The 20,000-nt window shown below is 63.0% G+C and carries 16 protein-coding genes; 10 read left to right on the top strand and 6 right to left on the bottom strand.

Annotated elements, in window-relative coordinates:
• Positions 1-165: 165 nt before the first annotated feature.
• From icmF to QPK29_RS25735, 9 genes are all read left to right on the top strand, one after another.
• Positions 166-3,453 (top strand): fused isobutyryl-CoA mutase/GTPase IcmF, encoded by a 3,288-nt coding sequence (icmF, locus tag QPK29_RS25775; RefSeq protein ID WP_371770427.1) that lies wholly within the window; start codon positions 166-168, stop codon positions 3,451-3,453.
• A 43-nt stretch (positions 3,454-3,496) separates the two neighbouring features.
• Positions 3,497-3,817 (top strand): hypothetical protein, encoded by a 321-nt coding sequence (locus tag QPK29_RS25770; RefSeq protein ID WP_056134254.1) that lies wholly within the window; start codon positions 3,497-3,499, stop codon positions 3,815-3,817.
• Between the two features lie 179 nt (positions 3,818-3,996).
• Positions 3,997-6,777 (top strand): XrtA/PEP-CTERM system TPR-repeat protein PrsT, encoded by a 2,781-nt coding sequence (gene prsT, locus QPK29_RS25765; protein WP_371770428.1) that lies wholly within the window; start codon positions 3,997-3,999, stop codon positions 6,775-6,777.
• A gap of 118 nt (positions 6,778-6,895) precedes the next feature.
• On the top strand, positions 6,896-7,672 hold the full coding sequence (locus QPK29_RS25760; protein WP_229412290.1) for an N-acyl amino acid synthase FeeM domain-containing protein: 777 nt from the start codon (positions 6,896-6,898) through the stop codon (positions 7,670-7,672).
• Positions 7,673-7,740: 68 nt separating this feature from the next.
• Complete coding sequence (locus tag QPK29_RS25755; protein ID WP_056134248.1) at positions 7,741-8,628, top strand: ThiF family adenylyltransferase; 888 nt, start codon at positions 7,741-7,743, stop codon at positions 8,626-8,628.
• Complete coding sequence (locus QPK29_RS25750) at positions 8,625-9,683, top strand: nitroreductase family protein (RefSeq protein WP_371770429.1); 1,059 nt, start codon at positions 8,625-8,627, stop codon at positions 9,681-9,683. The genes QPK29_RS25755 and QPK29_RS25750 overlap by 4 nt, the downstream gene beginning before the upstream one ends.
• Positions 9,684-9,762: 79 nt before the next feature.
• Positions 9,763-11,052, top strand: coding sequence for a glycosyltransferase (locus tag QPK29_RS25745; RefSeq protein WP_371770430.1), 1,290 nt, complete (start codon positions 9,763-9,765; stop codon positions 11,050-11,052).
• A 188-nt stretch (positions 11,053-11,240) separates the two neighbouring features.
• Positions 11,241-12,152 carry a PEP-CTERM sorting domain-containing protein gene (locus tag QPK29_RS25740; protein WP_160406938.1) on the top strand — a complete coding sequence of 304 codons (912 nt, stop codon included), beginning with the start codon at positions 11,241-11,243 and terminating at the stop codon, positions 12,150-12,152.
• A gap of 310 nt (positions 12,153-12,462) precedes the next feature.
• Positions 12,463-13,359 carry a PEP-CTERM sorting domain-containing protein gene (locus tag QPK29_RS25735; RefSeq protein WP_160406940.1) on the top strand — a complete coding sequence of 299 codons (897 nt, stop codon included), beginning with the start codon at positions 12,463-12,465 and terminating at the stop codon, positions 13,357-13,359.
• A 65-nt stretch (positions 13,360-13,424) separates the two neighbouring features.
• Here the strand turns inward: QPK29_RS25735 and QPK29_RS25730 are convergent, their stop codons facing one another.
• From QPK29_RS25730 to QPK29_RS25705, 6 genes are all read right to left on the bottom strand, one after another.
• Positions 13,425-14,507, bottom strand: coding sequence for a nucleotidyltransferase domain-containing protein (locus QPK29_RS25730; protein ID WP_371770431.1), 1,083 nt, complete (start codon positions 14,505-14,507; stop codon positions 13,425-13,427).
• Positions 14,504-15,421, bottom strand: coding sequence for an HprK-related kinase A (locus tag QPK29_RS25725; RefSeq protein WP_056134234.1), 918 nt, complete (start codon positions 15,419-15,421; stop codon positions 14,504-14,506). The genes QPK29_RS25730 and QPK29_RS25725 overlap by 4 nt, the downstream gene beginning before the upstream one ends.
• Positions 15,415-15,681 carry an HPr-rel-A system PqqD family peptide chaperone gene (locus tag QPK29_RS25720; protein ID WP_160406946.1) on the bottom strand — a complete coding sequence of 89 codons (267 nt, stop codon included), beginning with the start codon at positions 15,679-15,681 and terminating at the stop codon, positions 15,415-15,417. Before QPK29_RS25720 ends, QPK29_RS25725 begins: the two co-directional genes overlap by 7 nt.
• 18 nt (positions 15,682-15,699) lie before the next feature.
• Positions 15,700-16,320, bottom strand: coding sequence for a hypothetical protein (locus QPK29_RS25715; protein WP_371770432.1), 621 nt, complete (start codon positions 16,318-16,320; stop codon positions 15,700-15,702).
• Between the two features lie 190 nt (positions 16,321-16,510).
• Positions 16,511-17,140, bottom strand: a complete 630-nt coding sequence (locus QPK29_RS25710) for an XrtA/PEP-CTERM system exopolysaccharide export protein (RefSeq protein WP_056134225.1) — start codon at positions 17,138-17,140, stop codon at positions 16,511-16,513.
• 132 nt (positions 17,141-17,272) lie between these two features.
• The gene (locus QPK29_RS25705; protein ID WP_400189863.1) at positions 17,273-18,031 is read right to left on the bottom strand and encodes a S1 family peptidase; all 759 of its coding nucleotides are present in this window, start codon (positions 18,029-18,031) and stop codon (positions 17,273-17,275) included.
• Between the two features lie 409 nt (positions 18,032-18,440).
• Here QPK29_RS25705 and QPK29_RS25700 point away from each other — a divergent pair, with 409 nt between their 5' ends.
• Positions 18,441-19,985: an XrtA system polysaccharide chain length determinant gene (locus QPK29_RS25700; protein WP_056134219.1), complete on the top strand. Its 1,545-nt coding sequence runs from the start codon at positions 18,441-18,443 to the stop codon at positions 19,983-19,985.
• The last annotated feature ends 15 nt before the right edge of the window (positions 19,986-20,000 follow it).

Genomic DNA, 20,000 nt, shown 5'->3' with positions numbered 1-20,000 from the left:
ACCGTCATTCCCGCGCAAGCGGGAATCCATGCGGCGATTGCATTGACGCTGCTTCAGAATGGGTTCCCGCTTTCGCGGGGACGACGTTCGCAATCTTGACGTTTACGTTAACGTCATATACCGTACAAAGAACCCACAGTTCGCTTCCGTTTTCCAGGGAACACCATGAACGACATCACGCCTGCCGCCAAGCTCAACCTGCCGGAGCACGCCAAGCTGTCCAACAAAGTCCGCTTCGTCACCGCCGCCTCGCTGTTCGACGGCCACGACGCCTCGATCAACATCATGCGCCGCATCCTGCAGACGAACGGCGCCGAAGTCGTGCACCTGGGCCATAACCGCTCGGTCGACGAAGTCGTCACCGCAGCGCTGGCCGAGGACGTGCAAGGCATCGCCATCTCCAGCTACCAGGGCGGCCACGTCGAGTACTTCAAGTACATGATCGACCTGCTGCGCCAGCGCGGCGGCGCTCACATCAAGGTGTTCGGCGGCGGCGGCGGCGTCATCGTCCCGCACGAGATCGAGGAGCTGCACGCGTATGGCGTCACGCGCATCTTTTCGCCGGAAGACGGCCAGCGCATGGGCCTCGTCGGCATGATCCGCTCGATGCTGGAAGCGTGCGACGTCGACCTGTCGAGCTATGCGCCGACCACCCTCGAGCCGCTGCAAACGGGTTCGATCGAGCAGCGCCATCGCCCGCTCGCGCAACTGATCACGGCACTGGAAAACGGCAAGGCGTCCAGCGACCTGCGCAAGCGCATCATGGACACGGCCGAAGGCCTGCAAGTTCCCGTGCTGGGCATCACGGGCACGGGCGGCGCCGGCAAATCGTCGCTGACGGATGAACTCATCCGCCGCATCCGCCTCGACCAGGGCGACCGCCTGAACATCGCCGTGATTTCCATCGACCCGTCGCGCCGCAAGTCCGGCGGCGCCTTGCTCGGCGACCGCATCCGCATGAATGCGATCAACCCGTGGAACGGGCAGGCACGCGTGTTCATGCGCTCGCTCGCGACGCGCGAAGCGGGTTCGGAAATCTCGCAGGCGCTCCCTAGCGTGATCGCCGCGTGCAAGGTCGCGGGCTTCGATCTCGTCATCGTCGAGACGTCGGGCATCGGCCAGGGCGACGCCGCCATCGTGCCGCACGTCGACGTGTCGATGTACGTGATGACGCCGGAATTCGGCGCCGCGTCGCAGCTCGAGAAGATCGACATGCTGGACTTCGCCGACTTCATCGCCATCAACAAGTTCGACCGCAAGGGCGCCCAGGACGCGTTGCGCGACGTGGCGAAGCAAGTCCAGCGCAACAAGGAATTGTGGAGCACGTCGCCGGACGAGATGCCCGTCTACGGCACGCAGGCGTCGCGCTTCAACGATGACGGCGTCACCGCGCTGTACCTCGGCCTGCTGCCGGCGCTGGCGGACCTCGGCCTGAAGATCGACACACCGAAGCTGCCGCAACCGGCCACCAGATACTCGAGCGGGAAGAACGTGATCGTGCCGCCCGCGCGCTCGCGCTACCTGGCCGAGATCGCGGACACCGTCCGTGGCTACCACCGCAACGTGGGCAAGCAGGTGAAACTCGCGCGGGAGCGCCAGCAGCTCACGGAGACGCAGCGCATGCTGGCGGCCGCGAACCGTGAAGTGGTCCTCGACGACCTGATCACGGAGCGCGACAACGCGATGGAAGGCGAGGCGAAGAAGCTGCTCGCGTCCTGGCCGCAGTTGCGCGAGACCTACGCTGGCGACGAGCACGTCGTGAAAATCCGCGACAAGGAAATCCGCACGAACCTCACCTACACGACGCTGTCCGGCAACAAGGTGCGCAAGGTCGCCCTGCCCCGCTTCGAAGACCACGGCGAGATCCTGCGCTTCCTGATGCTGGAAAACGTGCCGGGCGCCTTCCCGTACACGGCCGGCGTGTTCCCCTTCAAACGCGAGGGCGAGGATCCGACGCGCATGTTCGCCGGCGAAGGCGACGCGTTCCGCACGAACCGGCGCTTCAAACTGGTCTCGCAGGGCATGGACGCGAAGCGCCTGTCGACGGCGTTCGACTCCGTCACCCTGTACGGCGCCGACCCGGCATTGCGGCCGGACATCTACGGCAAGGTCGGCAACTCCGGCGTGTCGATCGCGACGCTGGACGACATGAAGGTGCTGTACGACGGGTTCGACCTGTGCAGCCCGGACACGTCGGTCTCGATGACGATCAACGGCCCCGCCCCGACCATCCTCGCGATGTTCATGAACACCGCGATCGACCAGCAGCTGGACAAGTTCGAGCGCGAGAATGGGCGCAAGCCCGCGGCCGATGAAATGGCAAAGATCCGCGCGTGGGTGCTCGCGAACGTGCGCGGCACCGTGCAGGCGGACATCCTGAAGGAAGACCAGGGCCAGAACACCTGCATCTTCTCGACGGAATTCTCGCTGAAGGTCATGGGCGACATCCAGGAATACTTCGTCCAGAGCCAGGTGCGCAATTTCTACTCGGTGTCGATCTCGGGCTACCACATCGCGGAAGCGGGCGCGAACCCGATCTCGCAGCTGGCCTTCACCCTGTCGAACGGCTTCACCTTTGTCGAAGCCTACCTCGCGCGCGGCATGCACATCGACGACTTCGCGCCGAACCTGTCATTCTTCTTCTCGAACGGCATGGACCCGGAATACACGGTGCTGGGCCGCGTGGCACGCCGCATCTGGGCCGTCGCGATGCGCGACAAGTACGGCGCGAACGACCGCTCGCAAAAGCTGAAGTACCACATCCAGACGTCGGGCCGCTCGCTGCACGCGCAGGAGATCGACTTCAACGATATCCGGACGACCTTGCAGGCGCTGATCGCGATCTACGACAACTGCAACTCGCTGCACACGAACGCATACGACGAGGCGATCACGACGCCGACCGACGAATCCGTCCGCCGCGCGCTCGCGATCCAGCTGATCATCAACCGCGAATGGGGCCTGGCCAAGAACGAGAACCCGAACCAGGGCTCGTTCATCCTCGAGGAATTGACGGACCTCGTCGAGGAAGCCGTGTTGCAGGAATTCGAGCGCATCGCCGAGCGCGGGGGCGTGCTCGGTGCGATGGAGACGGGCTACCAGCGCGGCAAGATCCAGGAAGAGTCGATGCTGTACGAGCACCGCAAGCACGACGGCAGCCTGCCTATCATCGGCGTCAACACCTTCCGCAATCCGAAGGCCGCGGAAGCTCCGGCGACGATCGAACTGGCCCGCTCCACGGACGACGAAAAGCAGTCGCAGCTCACGCGCCTGGACGACTTCCACCGCCGTCATGCGGACGAGGCACCGGCCGCGCTGGCCGCGCTGCAACAGGCCGCCATCGACAACGAGAACGTGTTTGCCCGCCTGATGGACGCCGTACGCGTGTGCTCATTGGGCCAGATCACGACGGCGTTGTTCGAGGTGGGCGGACAGTATCGCCGCAATATGTAGTCCTGCCCTAGAATGGCTCCGGGGACCATCACCGGAGCCATGCATGCCGATCCAGCCGCAACAACTCGCCGACCTCATGCGCGAAGTCGAACAGGAAGACCCGATCGACTTCGCGGACCTGCCCTTTCCCGAGGACGACTTGCGCGAACTCGTCGCCAGCCACCTGTGCGAGATGGCCGCCTCGATGGAAAACTTCAGTACCGAAGACCGTTTGATGACCCTGCTGGCCGTGTCGGCCAAGCTCGTGCTCGAAAACCTTGTATTGCACGTGCAATTGTTACGTCGCCATGGCTTGCCCGTCGGCGACAACGTCGAAGCCCTGCTGAGCCGCCTGCGCAAGGGGGAAAACGGCCCGGAATCGTAATATAGTCGTCATATTGTCGAGATATGACGTCAAATGTGATTGACTTCCACCACTTTGGTGGGGGGATTTGCAACACGACGGCAAACTTGTGCGTCTTTGTTAGTATTCCTTCAGGTATTATTGTTGAAGAGGAATCCGCACACGATTGCGGTTACGATACATATCTCGAGGAATGCCAGATGCCGCGTCACCCCAACAAGCTGAAACTTACCGCTGCCATCCTGTCCGGCGCGTTCATGGTCGCCGGGCTGTCCGCCTGCGGCCGCTCCACGCAGTCGACCGAGCAGCTGCTGACTGAAGCCAAGCAGTATCAGCAAAAAGGTGACCTGAAGTCGGCAATGATTCAGCTTAAGAATGCGGTCGAAAAGAGCCCGGAAAACGGCGAGGCGCGCATGGAGCTGGGCAACCTCCAACTCAACATGGGCGATTTCCCCTCGGCCGAGAAGGAATTCCGCAAGGCCCGCTCGAACGGGATCGCCGCCGACCGCGTGTTGCCCCAGCTGGCCAGGGCGATGTCGCAGCAAGGCAAGTTCAAGGAAATCCTCGACGAAGTCACGCCGGAAGTGGCCGCCAAATCGGCACCGTTGCTGACGCTGCGCGGCGACGCCCTGCTGGCCACCGGCAAGCTCGACGAAGCCAAGCAGGCGTTCGAACAAGCCCTGGCGCTGAACGCCAATGCCGGCGACGCCCTGCTCGGCCTGGCGCGCTACGCCGTCGCCAAGCAGGACAAGGACGCGGCCGCGCGTTACATCGACGAGGCCGTGGCCAAGGATCCGAAGAATGCGGATGTCTTCATGGCGCGCGGCTCGCTGCTGCGCACGCAGGGCAAGTCCGACGAGGCGCTCGCCGCCTTCGACCAGGCGCTGGCACTGAATCCGCACCATCGCACGGCGCATATCGAGAAAGCCTACGTCAACATCACCCGCGGCAAGTTCGCGGACGCAAAAGCGGAAATCGACGCGGCCGAGAAGAATGCGCCCGGCAATCTGCTCGTGACCTATACCCGCGCCCTGTACGAATTCTCGCAAGGTAAGTATTCGGCTGCCCAGGATGCCCTGCAGCGCGTACTGAAAGTCGCGCCCGACCACATGCCCAGCGTGCTGCTGGCCGGTGCGTCCGAACTGAACCTCGGTGCCTTGCAACAAGCCGACCAGCACCTGCGCAAATACCTGGAATTCAATCCGGACGACGTGTACGCCCGCAAGCTGCTGGCCCAGGCCCAGCTCAAGAGCGCGCAACCGAACGACGCCGCCGCCACGCTCGCGCCGGCACTGAAGAACGCGGCGGACGATCCGCAGGTACTCGCGCTGGCCGGCGAAACCTATATGCAGGTGCGTGACTTCAACAAAGCCAGCGTCTACCTGGAAAAAGCCGCGACGCTGGCACCGAAGGCGGCCGGCCTGCGTACCTCGCTCGGCCTGTCCAAGCTGGCCCAGGGCGACCAGGCACGCGGCCTGTCCGAACTGCAGAAGGCCACGGAGCTCGACCCGAAGTCGGCGCAGGCGACGATGGCGCTGGTCCAGACGGAAATCAGCCTCAAGCATTACGACAAGGCGCTGGCCGCCATCGACGCGCTCGAAAAGCAACAGCCCGACAATCCGCAAGTGCTGACCCTGCGCGGCGCCGTCAACATGGTCAAGGGCGACGTGCCTGCCGCCCGTGCCGCGCTGGACAAGGCCGTGGCCCTGCAACCGACCTTCATCCCGGCCGTCCAGAACCTGGCACGCCTGGACCTCGTCGAGAAGAAACCCGACGCCGCCAAGCAGCGCTACGAAAAAGTCCTGCAGAAGGAACCGAACAACGTCGACGCGATGCGCGCCCTGGGCGAACTGGCGACGATGCAGAATCATCCCGAAGAAGCGACGTCGTGGTTCGAGAAGGCCAGCAATGTGAAGCCGGAGGCCGTCGGCCCGGCACTCAACCTCGGCCGGCACTACCTGCGTACGGGACAGGCACAAAAAGCGCTTACGCTGGCACGCAAGGTCCAGACCGCCAACCCGACCAATCCCGAACTGGTGGAACTGCTGGGCCAGGCCCAGATCGCCAACAAGGACACGGCTGGGGCGCTGGAAACGTACAGCAAGCTCGTCAACCTGGCCCCGAAATCGGCCGCGCCGCACCTGCGCCTGGCCGGTGTGCACATGCTGATGCAGAACAATAGCGCTGCGGCCGACGACCTGAAGCGCGCCGTCGACCTGCAACCGAACCTGATCGCCGCCCGTCTCGCCCAGGTCGAGCTGGCCGTGCGCATGGGTCACGGGGACGAAGCGCTGGCCATGGCTCGCCAGATCCAGAAGATGGACGACAAGTCGCCCGTCGGCTACGCCACCGAAGGCGACGTGCTGATGTCGCAAAGGAAGCCGGCACAGGCATTGCCCGCCTACGACAAGGCGTTCGCGATCGCCAAGGCGCCGGAAATCCTCATGAAATCCCTGCAGGCCATGACGCTGACCGGCAAGGGCAAGGAAGCACAGGCCCGTGCCGCCCAATTCCTGAAGGACAACCCGAACGACGTCCTGGTCGGCATGTACGTCGCCGAGAACCACCTGGTTGCCAAGGATTACAAGGCCGCGATCGCACGCCTGGAAGACATCGTCAAGCGCACGCCGAACAATGCTGCCGCGCTGAACAACCTGGCGTATGCTTATCAGCAAGTGAAAGATCCGCGCGCACTTGCAACGGCCGAGCAGGCATATAAACTTGCCGAGAACAACGCCGGCATCATGGACACGCTGGGCTGGCTGCTGGTGGAACAGGGCAATACGGGCCGCGGCCTGCCGCTGCTGCAGAAAGCCAGCACCCTGGTGCCGAAGTCGTCGGAAGTGCGCTACCACCTCGCAGTGGGCTTGAGCAAATCGGGCGACAAGGCGGGTGCGCGCAAGGAGCTCGACAAGCTTCTGGCGGACGATAAATCGTTCGCCCAGGCCGATGAAGCGCGCGCATTGCTAAAGGCTTTGTAAGAAGCTAATATACATTAATAAATAAATAATAATCCACGCCCGGCACTGCCAGGGCGTTGGGCGACCAGAACTCCGTTCGCAGTACGCGAACGTTTTTAAACAATTGGGGAATCCTGCGATGACGACTTTCGACGATTTCAAGGATCCAGAGGGTGGTTCGGCCGCATCCCTATCGGACGCTCATGATTTTGGTGATCGCGATAATATGACGCCCTCGCAATATGAGGATGTTATCGTGAACCACGATTCGTATGGAATCCGGCTTACCGATACTGCGGACGGGCGAAATTCGGCAAGTATGCTGATCAACAAGATGTATGCCTGGCGCGGTTATGCCGGCACCCATCAATTCAGCGACGACCCGAATCGCATTACCCTCACCGCCACCGACAAGGGTGACGTGGTCGGTACGCTCACGATTGGTATCGATTCGCCGATCGGCCTGATGGCGGACCAGATCTTCAAGGAAGAGCTGGACGCGCACCGCAACAAGGGTGCGCGCCTGTGCGAGTTCACGAAGCTGGCGTTCGACCCGTCGGTCCGCTCTAAAACGTCACTGGCCAACCTGTTTCACCTGGCCGTGATCTATGCCCGCGACATCCACCAGTGCACGGATATCGTCATCGAGGTGAATCCGCGCCACCGGCGTTTCTACGAACGCATGCTCGGCTTCCAGCAAGAGGGCCAGCTGAAAATCAATCCGCGCGTCGAGGCCCCGGCCTACCTGCTGCGTGTGAATCTGGAATTCGTGACGGAACAAATCCAGAAATACGGTGGCACATTCAGCGCCGATAACAACGTGTCCGAACGTTCGTTTTATCCCTATTTCTTCTCGCCGCGTGAAGAACGAGGCATCATCAACCGCCTCCTGCGCATGGACGAACAACACGCATAAAATGCGCTGTGCGTAGCAGATATCGGTGCTTTCGGCCGTTTTATCGACAAAACCGTTTTTCCTCATCAATGACAAATCCGTTCCGCTATGAACAGGCGTTTTCGCGCAATATCGGCTGGGTAACGCCTGCAGAACAGCAGGCCCTGCGCGGCAAGCGTGTCGCCATTGCCGGCGGCGGCGGGGTCGGCGGCGTACACCTGCTCACCCTCGCACGCCTGGGCGTGACGAAGTTTCATATCGCCGACTTCGACACCTTCGACATCGTCAACTTCAACCGCCAGGTCGGCGCCATGATGTCGACGGTCGGCCAGCCCAAGGCCGAAGTCCTGGCCCGCATGGCCAAGGACATCAATCCCGAAATCGACGTCAAGATCTTTCCTGACGGCGTCAACCAGGGCAATCTCGACCAGTTCCTGGACGGCGTCGACCTCTACGTCGACGCACTCGACTTCTTTGCCTTCGACGCCCGCCAGCAGACGTTCGCCGCCTGCGCCCGCCTCGGCATCCCGGCCACGACGGCCGCGCCGCTGGGCATGGGTGCCGCCCTGCTGAATTTCATTCCGGGCCAGATGACGTTCGAAGAATATTTCCAATGGGGCGACCTGCCCGAACTGGACAAGGCCATTCGCTTCGTCGTCGGCCTGGCGCCGGCCGGCCTGCACCGCCCGTACCTCGTCGTGCCGGATGCCGTCAATTTCGCCGAGCGCCGCGGTCCCTCCACGTTCATGGCCTGCCAGCTGTGCGCCGGCATCGTCGCCACCGAGGCGCTGAAGATCCTGCTGGGACGCGGCAAGGTCCTGGCCGCCCCGCACGGCATGCAGTTCGACGCCTATCGCAACAAGCTGGCCCACACCTGGCGCCCGGGCGGCAACGGCAACCCGTTCCACCGCCTGATGATCGCCGTCGCCAAGCGCCAGATGACGCGCCAGCTCGCCGGGAAAGCGGTACAGGCATGAACCAGACGCTCCGCGACATCCTCGACCTGGCGCGCTGGGCGCCGAGCGGCGACAACACGCAGGTGTGGCGTTTCGAAGTGCTCGGTCCCGACCACGTGGCCGTGCACTTCCACGATACGCGCGAGGATACGGTGTACGACTTCCGCGGCCGCCCGAGCCAGATTTCGCACGGCACCCTGCTGGAAACGATGGTGATCGCCGCCACCGCCCACGGGCTGCGCGCCGAGATTACCCGGCGTCCGGACGACCAGGACCACCTGCCCGTGTTCGACGTACGCTTCGTGCCCGATTCCGCTGTGAAGCCGAGTCCGCTGCTGGACGCCATCACGACCCGCAGCGTGCAGCGCCGCGCGATGAGCACGCGCCCCCTGCTGCCCGAGGAAAAACGTGCCCTCGAGGACAGCGTCGGCCCCGGCTACGAAGTGCGCTGGATCGAAGGCTTCAGCGGCAAACTGGCTGCGGCGCGCCTGATGTTTTCGAACGCCAAGCTGCGCCTGACGATGCCGGAAGCCTACGAGGTACACCGCCGCATCATCCACTGGAACGCACGCCACAGCCCCGACCGCGTGCCCGACCAGGCCCTGGGCGTCGATGCCGCCACCCTGCGCCTGATGAAATGGGCGATGGTCAGCTGGGGCCGCCTGTCGACGATGAACCGCCTGATGGGCACCTGGGCGCCGCGCCTGCAGATGGACCTCGTGCCGGGCCTGCGCTGCGCTGCCCACTTCGTCATCATGGCCAGAGACGCGCCGGAAACCGTCGAGGATCACGTCGCCGCCGGCCGCGCCGTGCAGCGTTTCTGGCTCACTCTGACCCACCTGGGCCTGGCGATGCAACCGGAGATGACGCCCCTGATCTTTTCCGCCTACGTGCAGCACGGCGAGCCGTTCTCGACCGTCGACAAATTGCACGGTTCGGCGCGGCAATTGCAGCAGCGTCTGCACAAGCTGATCGGCACCGGCAACGGCCATCCGGTCTTCATGGGCCGGCTCGGCGCCGGTCCGGCGCCCCAGGCCCGTTCGTTGCGCAAGCCGCTCGAAGAACTGATGAAGTAAACCGGCGGCGCGGGATGTCCGCGCCGCCGGCGCCGTCCGCCTGGCACGTTCCCGCAACCCTCTTTCTATCGATACCCCTATGGAACGTATCAAAATCCTGTTCTTTGCGGAAGCCGTGACGCTCGCCCACGTCGGCCGCCCCATCGCGCTCGCGCAATCCCTCGATCCCGCACGTTTCGACGTGCACGTCGCGTGCGCGGACGGCTACGAATTCTGCTTCAACGGGACGCAGTTCACCCGCTGGACCATCCACAGCATTCCGAGCCAGCAATTCCTCGACGCGCTCGCGGGCGGCAAGCCGGTGTACAGCACGGCGACGCTCACCAGCTACGTCGAAGACGACCTGCGCGTGCTCGACGCGGTCCGTCCCGACATCGTCGTCGGCGATTTCCGCCTGTCGCTCTCGGTCAGTGCACGGCTGCGCCGGATTCCGTACGTGTCGCTGATGAACGCCTACTGGAGCCCGTACGTCGTGCAGCATTACGCCGTGCCGCACATCCCGCTGACGCGCCTGCTGCCGATCCGCATCGCGAATGCGATCTTCCGCATGGCGCGTCCGGTCGCGTTCGCCTCGCATTCCGTGCCGCTGAACCGCGTACGCCGCCAGTACGGCCTGCCGTCGCTGGGTACCGACCTGCGCAAGGTTTATACGGACGCCGACTACAGCATGTATGCCGACGTCCCCGATCTCTTCCCGCCGAAGAGCCTGCCCCAGCAGCATGCCTACATCGGCCCCATCATCTGGGCGCCGCCGCTGGCCAAGCCGGACTGGTGGGATAAATTGCCGGAAGATAAGCCGATCGTCTATGTCACGCTCGGCAGTTCCGGCCAGGGCCGCCTCCTGCCGCTGGTGCTGGAAGCGCTGGCGCCGCTGCCGGTGACGGTCATCGCCGCCACGGCCGGCACGATCGACGTGGCCAGTGCGCCGGCGAACGCGTTCGTTGCCCCTTATCTGCCGGGCGACCTGGCGGCCCAGCGCGCCAGCCTCGTCGTCTGCAACGGCGGCAGCCCGACCAGCCAGCAGGCGTTGGCCGCCGGCGTGCCGGTGCTGGGCGTCGCCAGCAATCTCGACCAGTTCCTGAACATGAGCGGCGTCATCAAGGCCGGTGCAGGCGCCCTGCTGCGCGCCGACCGCTTCCGCGCCAAGAAGCTGACGCGCCAGGTGCGCGCCATGCTCGACGATCCGGCGCTGAGGGCAGGCGCCCGCCGCGTGGCCGACGCCTTTTCCAACTATCCGGCGGCGCAACGCATGACGGCGTTCCTGGAAGGCGTACAGGCATTCCATCGCCATGCACCGACCGCCTACGTGGAGGCCAACTCCGTTGCAACCGAGAATCAAAAAAATGCGTTAACGAATGCTGCTCAGTAACTGTCGGAATTTTTTACAGCAACTATTCCCCCGAATCGGGTAATTTCTTGCATTTTTTCATAAGTCGTTGATTTAGAACAGCAGAACGATTCCTGGCACGGCATTTGCATTAGGGTTGGTATGAGCCGCATCAACGAGCATGCGGTTCAACCGAACAAACCTAACACGCATCCACTTTTGGAGCCTACATGAAGAATTCGTTCCGCAAACTGATCCCGGTCGCAGCCGCCCTCGGTCTGGTCTTCGCCGCATCGTCGGCACAAGCATTCACCCTGCAAAATGGTGCTGGCGTTACGTACGCAACCAACGTGAACAGCCTGGACTGGAACTCCACCGGCAGCGGCGTTGCCAAAGGCATCGCCAACGGCGTGGCACTGACGCAAGGCAACCCTTTTAACTTCCTGTATCAGGCGAACCTGTCGTCCGTGAACGGCCAGACCACCGGCAACTTCCGCGGCAACCTGGATTCGACCGCGGACGGCGCCCCGAACGACTCGTCGGCTTTCGAATTCACGATCGTGGCAAAGCTGAGCGAATTCGTGAAAACGTCGTCGGTCGATCCGGTCAACCACACCGTCAGCGCAACCTTCGGCCTGAACAACACCGTCGGCGCCAATAAAGTGGCGATTTTCTACGACACCAAAGCCAACGCCTTCACCAGCGCCGGCACCGGCTTCGACGACGGCGTCATGGTCGCCCTGCTGACCGTCGATCCGGCCACCACGCTGTCCACGTTCACCACTAACGTCATCACCGGCAGCGGCCTGGGCTCGACCAAGATGACCGCCTCGATCATCGAAAGCGGCGACTTCATCAACCAGAATTATCTGAAGGGTCTGACGAACGTGAGCTTCAAGTTCGACTCGAACCTGAACCTGCCGGCACTCGACTCGATGACCAGCTCGTTCCACTCTGGCGCGGGCGGCAACACGGACCTGTTCCCGGCGTACGGTGTAACGCCGAACGACCTGGTGTTCAAGGTCGACGGCGCGACCGCCGTCGAGAACGGCCGCGTGCCGGAACCGGCAAGCATCATGCTGCTGGGTATGGGCATGCTGGGCCTGGTCGGCGCCAAGCGCCGCCGCGCTCCGAAGGCCTGATCCGGATAGGCATCGGCATCACGAAAACCGCGGCTTCGGCCGCGGTTTTTTATTTTGCGCAACTTTCTTTGTGATATGACTGATTTCCTTTGCGAATTCTTTCCCAAAAACATCTAAAAACTTTACGCAAGGACACATAAAAAATCGGAATTTTTTACAGTCGGCCTACCCCGGACGCAAGTTTGTGACGTAAGTTTTTGATTTATAAGGAAAAGGAAATACTGGCACGGCGTTTGCATTAAGTAGGAACAAGCCCGCAGAACGCGGAGCCTATACCGAACAACTTAATAAGCATCCACTTGGAGCCAACATGAAGATTTCGTTCCGCAAATTGATTCCGGTTGCAGCCGCACTCGGTTTCGCATTCGCTGCATCGTCGGCACAAGCATTCACCCTGCAAGACGGTAGCGGCGGTGTCTACGCTACCAACGTGACCAGCCTGGACTGGAACTCGACCGGCAGCGGCGTCGCCAAGGGCATCCCGAGTGCTCAGCAACTGACCGTAGGCAAACAGTTCGACTTCCTCTACCAAGCCAACCTGTCCGCCGTGAACGGCAGCACGACCGCCAATTTCCGCGGCAACCTTGACTCGACCGCGGACGGCGCCGCGAACGACTCCTCGGCTTTCGAATTCACCATCGTCGCAAAGCTGAGCGAATTCGTGAAAACGTCCAGCACGTCGGGCACCACCCTGAACGCCAGCTTTGGCCTGAACAACACCCCGGGCGCGAATAAAGTCGCCATCTACTACGACACCAAAGCCAACGCCTTCACCAGCACCGGCACCGGTTTCGATGATGGCATCATGGTTGCCCTGCTGACCGTGGATCCGAACGTGACGCTGTCGACGTTCACCACCGACAGCGCTACGGGTGTCGGCATCGGCTCGACCAAGCTGAGCGCTTCGATCATGGAATCGGGCGACTTCATCGACCAGAACTACCTGGCTGGCCTGACGAACGTGACCTTCAAGTACGACTCGAACCTGAACCTGCCGGCCGGCGACTCGCTGACCAGCGGCTTCCACAAAGGTGGCGACGCGCTGTTCCCGGACTACACCGTGACGCCGAGCGACCTGGTGTTCAAGGTCGACGGTGCCTTCTCGGTCGAGAACGGCCGCGTGCCGGAACCGGCAAGCATCATGCTGCTGGGTATGGGCATGCTGGGCCTGGTCGGCGCCAAGCGCCGCCGCGCTCCGAAGGCCTGATCCGGACAGGCATCGGCACCATGTAAAACCGCGGCCTCGGCCGCGGTTTTTTTTTGCGCGGACGGTCAGGCTGCCTGTGTGTCGCTCTTCCCGCTGAGGAACGCTTTATGAAACAGATGCCGGGCCAGCAGCAGCGGCGGCATGCGCAGCCAGTTCCCGCGCACGTACAAGGCAAAGCGCGCCGCGCCGCTGGCTGCGTCCGCGCAACTTGCATGCAGCGGCAGCAGCGCGCGTGCGAACAACCGGTCCATCAGCCACAGCAGGGCCGCGTTCGGTCCCTCGGACGCCACCGCCGCCTGCACGGCCGGCGGGACGACGGTACCGAGCAGGCGCGGACAATAGCGCAGCGCATAGAACAGCGGCCGCCCAAGTTCGAGCTCGCGGGCTCGCGCCGGCAACGTCTCCCAGAACCCGGGCGCCTGGCCGAATTGCGTCAGCAGCCGGTGCAGGTCGACGAGGTCGCGCAAGCCCTTGTCGAATTCGCCGTCGAAGAACAGGTGTACGGCGCTGTGCAGGACCATGTCCGCTGGCGACAACGTGGCCAGATGCGGCTCGCCCGGGATCGGACGAGCGTTCGCGCGCAGCCTGGCCGGATCCGGGCGTACAGGAGCCGTTTCCGGCAAGATCGCGTGGTGCACGTCGATCGAGTTGCCGCGCCGGGCGTGCTGCATCGGCGGCAACTCGTGCATCCATTCCCGGTAGTAGCGCTGGTCGTAGGCATCGTGGTGCGTGGTGATCCAGCCATGCATCATGAGCGCCGCCTCGACCTCGGGCAGCCGCGCCTTCGGCACCAGGATGTCGATGTCGGAAAACAGGCGGCCGCGGCCGGCGTCCAGGCCCGCCATTGCGTACGCGGCGCCCTTGAGCAGGATCAGCGGCAATCCCAGCCCGTCGAGCGCCCGGCCGATCTGGCGGACTTCGTAGCGGGCCGCCCTGGCATGTGCGGCGGCGCCCACGCGCGTCCACTCCAGGTGCGCGCGCGGCGCGGCGGGAACGGCATCGAGCAGGCCGGCATCTTCCAGCAGGACGAGCAGGTACGCGTCGAGGTTGGCGGCGTCGGCCTGGCGCAGCAGCAGGTCCCAGCCGGCGTCGTCCAGTCCTTGCACGGTGCCCGGATCGCGCAACACGCGTATCAAGAGCGGCATCATGCGTCCCCCAGCACCAGGCGTTCGAACAGCGCCATCGCCTCGGGCAGGCTGCTGTAGCGGAACGTGTAGGCGTCGCTGGCGTCGATCAGCCCGCCGAGCGCCGTAAAGCCGCGCGCACCCAGCACCTGGTAGTTGAAACAGTTGTCGGCCACCTGCATGAAGGCGCGCGCCTTCGGCAGCGGCTCCAATGCGATGGCGGCGCCGGCTTCCCAGCGCGGGAACACGATGCAGACCGGGCGCGCGGGTTCGAGGGCGCGGGCGATGCTTGCTCCCGGCGCCTTCAGGTGGGCGATCGTCCCCTTGGTCGTTTCTTCCACGGGCCGGCTCAGTATGGCGTCCGGACGGAACGCACGGATGATGTCGATCGACGTATTCTTGAGGCTGACCGGGCGCGGCAGCGGCACGACAACGCCGTCGTCGAGGCGCACGAGCGTCATCTCGTCCGACAGCAGCCGCCAGCCGTGGCCCAGCAGGGCAGCCGTCAGCGTGCTCTTGCCGGAGCCGGGCGGTGCGGGCAGGATGATGGCGCGGCCGTGTTTCTCGAGCACGGCCGCGTGGACGATCAGGTAGCCGTGGGCACGGTGCGAGACGCACCAGTTCATGGTCCATTCCAGCATCGGATACGCCTGCGCCAGCGGCAGGGGCTGGAACGGCGTGGTGCCGTCGTAGGCGAAATGTACCTGTGACTTGTACCAGCGGCGCAAGCCGCCCGAGCGCCGCAGTTCGAGGTGGAAGTCGACGAAGCCGCCCACAGGCTCGACGGGGTAATCCGCATACATCAGCGCGACGCTGTCGATCAAGGGCGCCACGTCGCTGCGGATGCGGTTTATGAAGGGGCCGGTGCGCAACACGAGGCCGTCACCGGACAGGCGTGCCGCCAGTTCGGCGCGCGACAGCGAACCGACCGTCAGCATGGCTCGATCAGGTCCAGCCCGGCAAGCGCTGCCAGCATCTCGTCGATCAGGGAAACGAGGTCGTCGTCGCCGGCATCGAAGCGCTCGGCCAGGCGGCCGGCCAGCCCGGCCGCATCGGCGGGCTCGTCACGCAGGGCGAACAACAAGTCGAGCGCGGCGCCATCCAGCAGGTGGGTATTACCCGACAAGTCGTTGTACAGCACGGCTTCCCCATCCCATTCCCGGCAGGCCAGCGCCTGGCCAGGCATCAGACGCCACATGCGTTTCGCCGCCTGTCTTCAGTCGTGGATCGAGGCGAGGTAGTTGGCGACCTGCGCATTGTCCCAGTACACGCCGGCAGTCGGGCTGTAGCGGCCCGTGGTCTGCAGCTCGCTCCACATCGTCTTCAGGTCGTTCAGGTCGATGAAGTCGATGAGTTTCTGCTCGAGGTTCAGGTAAGCCGCCACCAGGTGCATGCCGACCTTGTTCGTGTCGAACGGCTGCGGGTTCAGCATGTCTTCCAGCTTGGCGCAGAAGTATGAGCCCGGCTCGTAGCACTTGCCATTGTCGTACGAGGCAGCCCGTACCGGGCAGGCCGTGCCGGGGCTGGCCGCATAAAAGACATCGGTGAACTTGAGGTCGCGCGACACCGGCCAGGCGTGCTGGGGCTGTTTCCAGTAACCCGGCGACAGGCCGCCGCAGGCCGGCGCCTTCGGCCCATAATGGCTCGTCGACAAGCCGTCCGACAGCGAGCCCGAAGGCGATCGGCAAACCATCGACGCCATGGCGGATTTGCTTTCCAGCGTCGCGAGTACCCCCGCGCCCATGCCGGCTTTGGCCAGGCGACGGCGTGCCGCGCCCCGTTTGGTCAAGGACGGCGCCGGTTCGATCTTGTCGTTATCTTGATGTTCGGTAGCCACGTGCGTTCCCCAAAATGTTGTCGCTCACTGAGGGCGACCAGTACCTGGACAAGCAAGTTTTACGCCAGCATGGTTCCTGGAAGAAAAACTTACATTAAATCAGGTGCTTATTTTGGTGCCGTATCACCCAGCAACTACTATTGTATGTTGGAACACTGGGTGGTGTAAAAAATATCGACGACTGATGTTATCAGAAGAAGCTTTCCGGGATGACGAGGACGTCGCCCGGGCGCATCGGTACGTTGGCCGAGATGTCGCCATCCTTGATCAGGTCGTCCAGGCGGACGTTGAAGCGTTGTTGTTTGCCGTCCACGTTTCGGATCAGGCTGGCGCGATTGCCCGCCGCGAATTCGGTGGTGCCGCCGACGGCGATCATCACGTCCATCAGGCTCATGTCGCGGCGATATGGCAGCGCCTGCGGCTTGGTCGCCTGGCCGATCACACGGATCTGTTCGGAGTAATTACCGATGAAGTTCGTGACGACGACGGTGACGACCGGTTGCTGGATGTACTTGGCCAGGGCTTTTTCGATGTCACGCGCGAGCGCGGTCGACGTCTTGCCCGCGGCCGGCAGGTCCTCGACGAGCGGCGTCGTGATCTTGCCGTCCGGACGAACCGGCACCGACATGGACACTTCCGGGTTGCGCCAGACGATGATGTTGACGGCATCGCCCGGCCCGATCAGATATTGGGAATCGGTCACCTGCGTCTCGATCGGCTGTTGGCCACCGCGCGTCGCGCAACCGCCCAGCGCCAGCACGCATGCCGCGGCGAGCACGATCGCCGAATATTTCCCCAGGTTCGCCTTGTACTTGCCCACGTCAGATCCCTTTCGGTAAAGCCGTTGTTATAAAGCCATTAACAGCTTGTTATTGTATAGCATAGTGCCAAGAGAACAGACGCCGCACAATACAAATTGTTCCTGGTCATGACGCGCTTGCGGCTCTTCTGCCTATTTTTTTCGCAACAAGTCCCGGACATGGTTCACCGGGATCGCATACGTGATCCCGCTCGGCGCCGAGATCGCCGTCTCCTTCAATCCTTTGACGAACACGGCATTGATCACGCCGAGCACCTTGCCGGTGGCGGGATCGTAGACGGGACTGCCGCTGTTGCCCGGATACGCCGTCCCGTCAAGCTGGAAGATATTGAAGGGTTCGCGTTGCAGTGCGGCGATCTGGCGCGGGTCGAGGCTGCGTGCGCCGAGCGACGGACGGACGATGGGCGTGATCGCCGCGAGTGTCGCCCGGTGCGTGGCTGCATGCAGGCCCAACGCCATGGCCAACGGAAAACCCGTCAATGCCAGTTCCTGGCCTTCCTGGACCGTATCCGAATCGCCCAGCTCGAGCGCGGGCAGCGGTGTGCCGGACAGGCGCAGGTGGGCCAGGTCGTGTTCGTTGTCACGCGCCACCAGTTCGGCCGGGCGGAAGCGCACGCCTTCTCCATCCGGCAAGACGATACCGAGCTGTACCATTTTGCCGTCGGCTGGCGTGGCCGGGACGACGTGGGCATTGGTAATGACGTCCAGGCCGTCACCGACGACGAAACCGGTACCGTTGAAGACGATCGACGGGCTGCGGGTCCGCTCGAACGTGCCGATACCGACGACCGAGCGCTTGATGACAGGCACGATGGGCCGCAGGTCGGTCGCCATCGACTGGCCAGGCAAGACGCCTGCCGCCAGCGCGCCTGCCGCCAGCAAGGCCGTCAATCCGCGACGACGTGACCAGAATCTATTACGAAACGGCATCAACCGTGCACCCCCTTTTGCAATTTAGACATTACAATAAAGCGTTAGAATTTAAAAAATTGCTGAAACGTAAGTCTACGCGATGCGATCGCTCACCGTCCGCTGTGAGCGTTGAAGGCGTACAACGGTTTAACGATTTTTTATTAAATCCATGCTAATAATTCACGGATATTAAGCAAAAAACCCCACGGTCCTCAGCTTGCTCGGTGGCATTTGCGTTGCAGATGAGGCACTCCCGAATGAGCTCACCATATTTTTCTCGCGTGTAATTGCAATTGCTCGGGGTACAAGCGATCATGCGAGATATTTGATTATTTTTTAGGCCCCTCTTCCCCACGGGTAACGGGTCGTTCATGGCGAGACTGACGAGATGGCAGAGATCACAGCCGTACTTCTAAACTTCCTCAAGGCGATTGGCAAATACCGTTGGCATGCCGTCGTCATCACCTGGGTTGTCGCATTGATCGGCTGGGCGGTGGTATTGCGCCTGCCCAATCAGTACGAAGCGTCGGCACGCGTGTATGTCGACACGCAAAGTATTCTGAAGCCACTGCTTTCGAATATGACGACCGTGCCCAACCTGGAGCAACAGGTCACGTTCATGCGCCGCACGCTGATCAGCCGCCCGAACGTCGAGCGCTTGATGCGCATGGTCGACCTCGACGTCAAGGCCAAGGACAGCAAGGAACACGACAAGATCGTCGATGAACTGATATCGCAGATCAAGATCACCGGCACGGAGCGCGACGACATTTATACGCTGACGTATATGTCCGACAATCCGAAACTGGGCAAGGACGTCGTGTCGTCCCTGCTCACGATCTTCGTCGAGGGCAGCTTCAGCGGCAAGAAACAGGATTCCGAAAAGGCGGTCCAGTTCATCGACGACCAAATCAAGACGTACGAGGAAAAACTGGCCGCGGCCGAAAACTCGCTGAAAGAGTTCAAGCTCAAGAACCTCGGCATGCTGCCGGGCGGCGGCAGCGGTACCGGCGACTTTGGCGGGCAGCTGCAAACGGCGACCGACCAGTTGAGCCAGGCCCGGCTGGAACTGGCCGAAGCGGAACAGGCGCGCAATGCGATCCGCCGCCAGATCGACGGCGAACCGGCCAAGCCGGGCACCGTGACGGTCGACCCGGCCCTCGTGGATCCGGAACTGGAATCGCGCATCGCACTGGCCCAGAAGAACCTGGACAACCTGCGCCTGCAATACACGGAACAGCATCCGGACGTGATCGCCAACCGCCGCCTGCTCGATCAGCTGATGGCGCAGAAGGCCGATCTCGCCAAGAACAAGAAGCGCAGCCTCGACCCGGGCGCCAGCTACAGCCCGATGCTGCAGCAGCTGAACGTGTCGCTGTCGCAGGCCGAGGCCCGCGTGGCGTCGATGCGCGCCCGCGTCGCGGAATACGAGAATCGCGTGGCACGCCTGCGTAACCAGAGCACGACGGCGCCGGAAATCGAAGCGCAGTTCGCCCAGCTGAACCGCGACTACAACGTCAACCGCGAAAACTACCAGAAGCTGGTCGAACGCCGCGAGTCGGCGCGCCTGTCGGGCGACCTGTCGTCCGCCACCGACATGCTGCAGTTCCGCGTGATCGATCCGCCGACCGTGCCGAACCACCCGAGCGGCCCGAACCGCCTGCGCCTGTTCTCGCTGGTGTTCGTCGGCGCCCTCGTCGCCGGCCTGGCCGTCGCGTTCCTGATGAGCCAACTGCGTCCGACCTTCCTGAGCCAGAGCACGCTGCGCGACGTGACCGGCCTGCCGGTGCTGGGTTCGATCGGCATGAACTGGACGCCGGAACAGACCGTCAAGCGCAAGCGCCGCCTGGCCGCGCTCGGCGGGTCCGTCGTGCTGCTGTTTTGCGCTTACGGCGTCGGGATGGCTGCCATCCTGGTCCGTCCCACGCTTTAAGATTAAGGAGTACAC

The organism is Massilia orientalis (assembly GCF_030411975.2).
GTDB lineage: Bacteria > Pseudomonadota > Gammaproteobacteria > Burkholderiales > Burkholderiaceae_D > Telluria > Telluria orientalis.
Note: the sequence above shows the minus strand (reverse complement) of the source record. Positions and strands in the feature narration are given on the sequence as shown.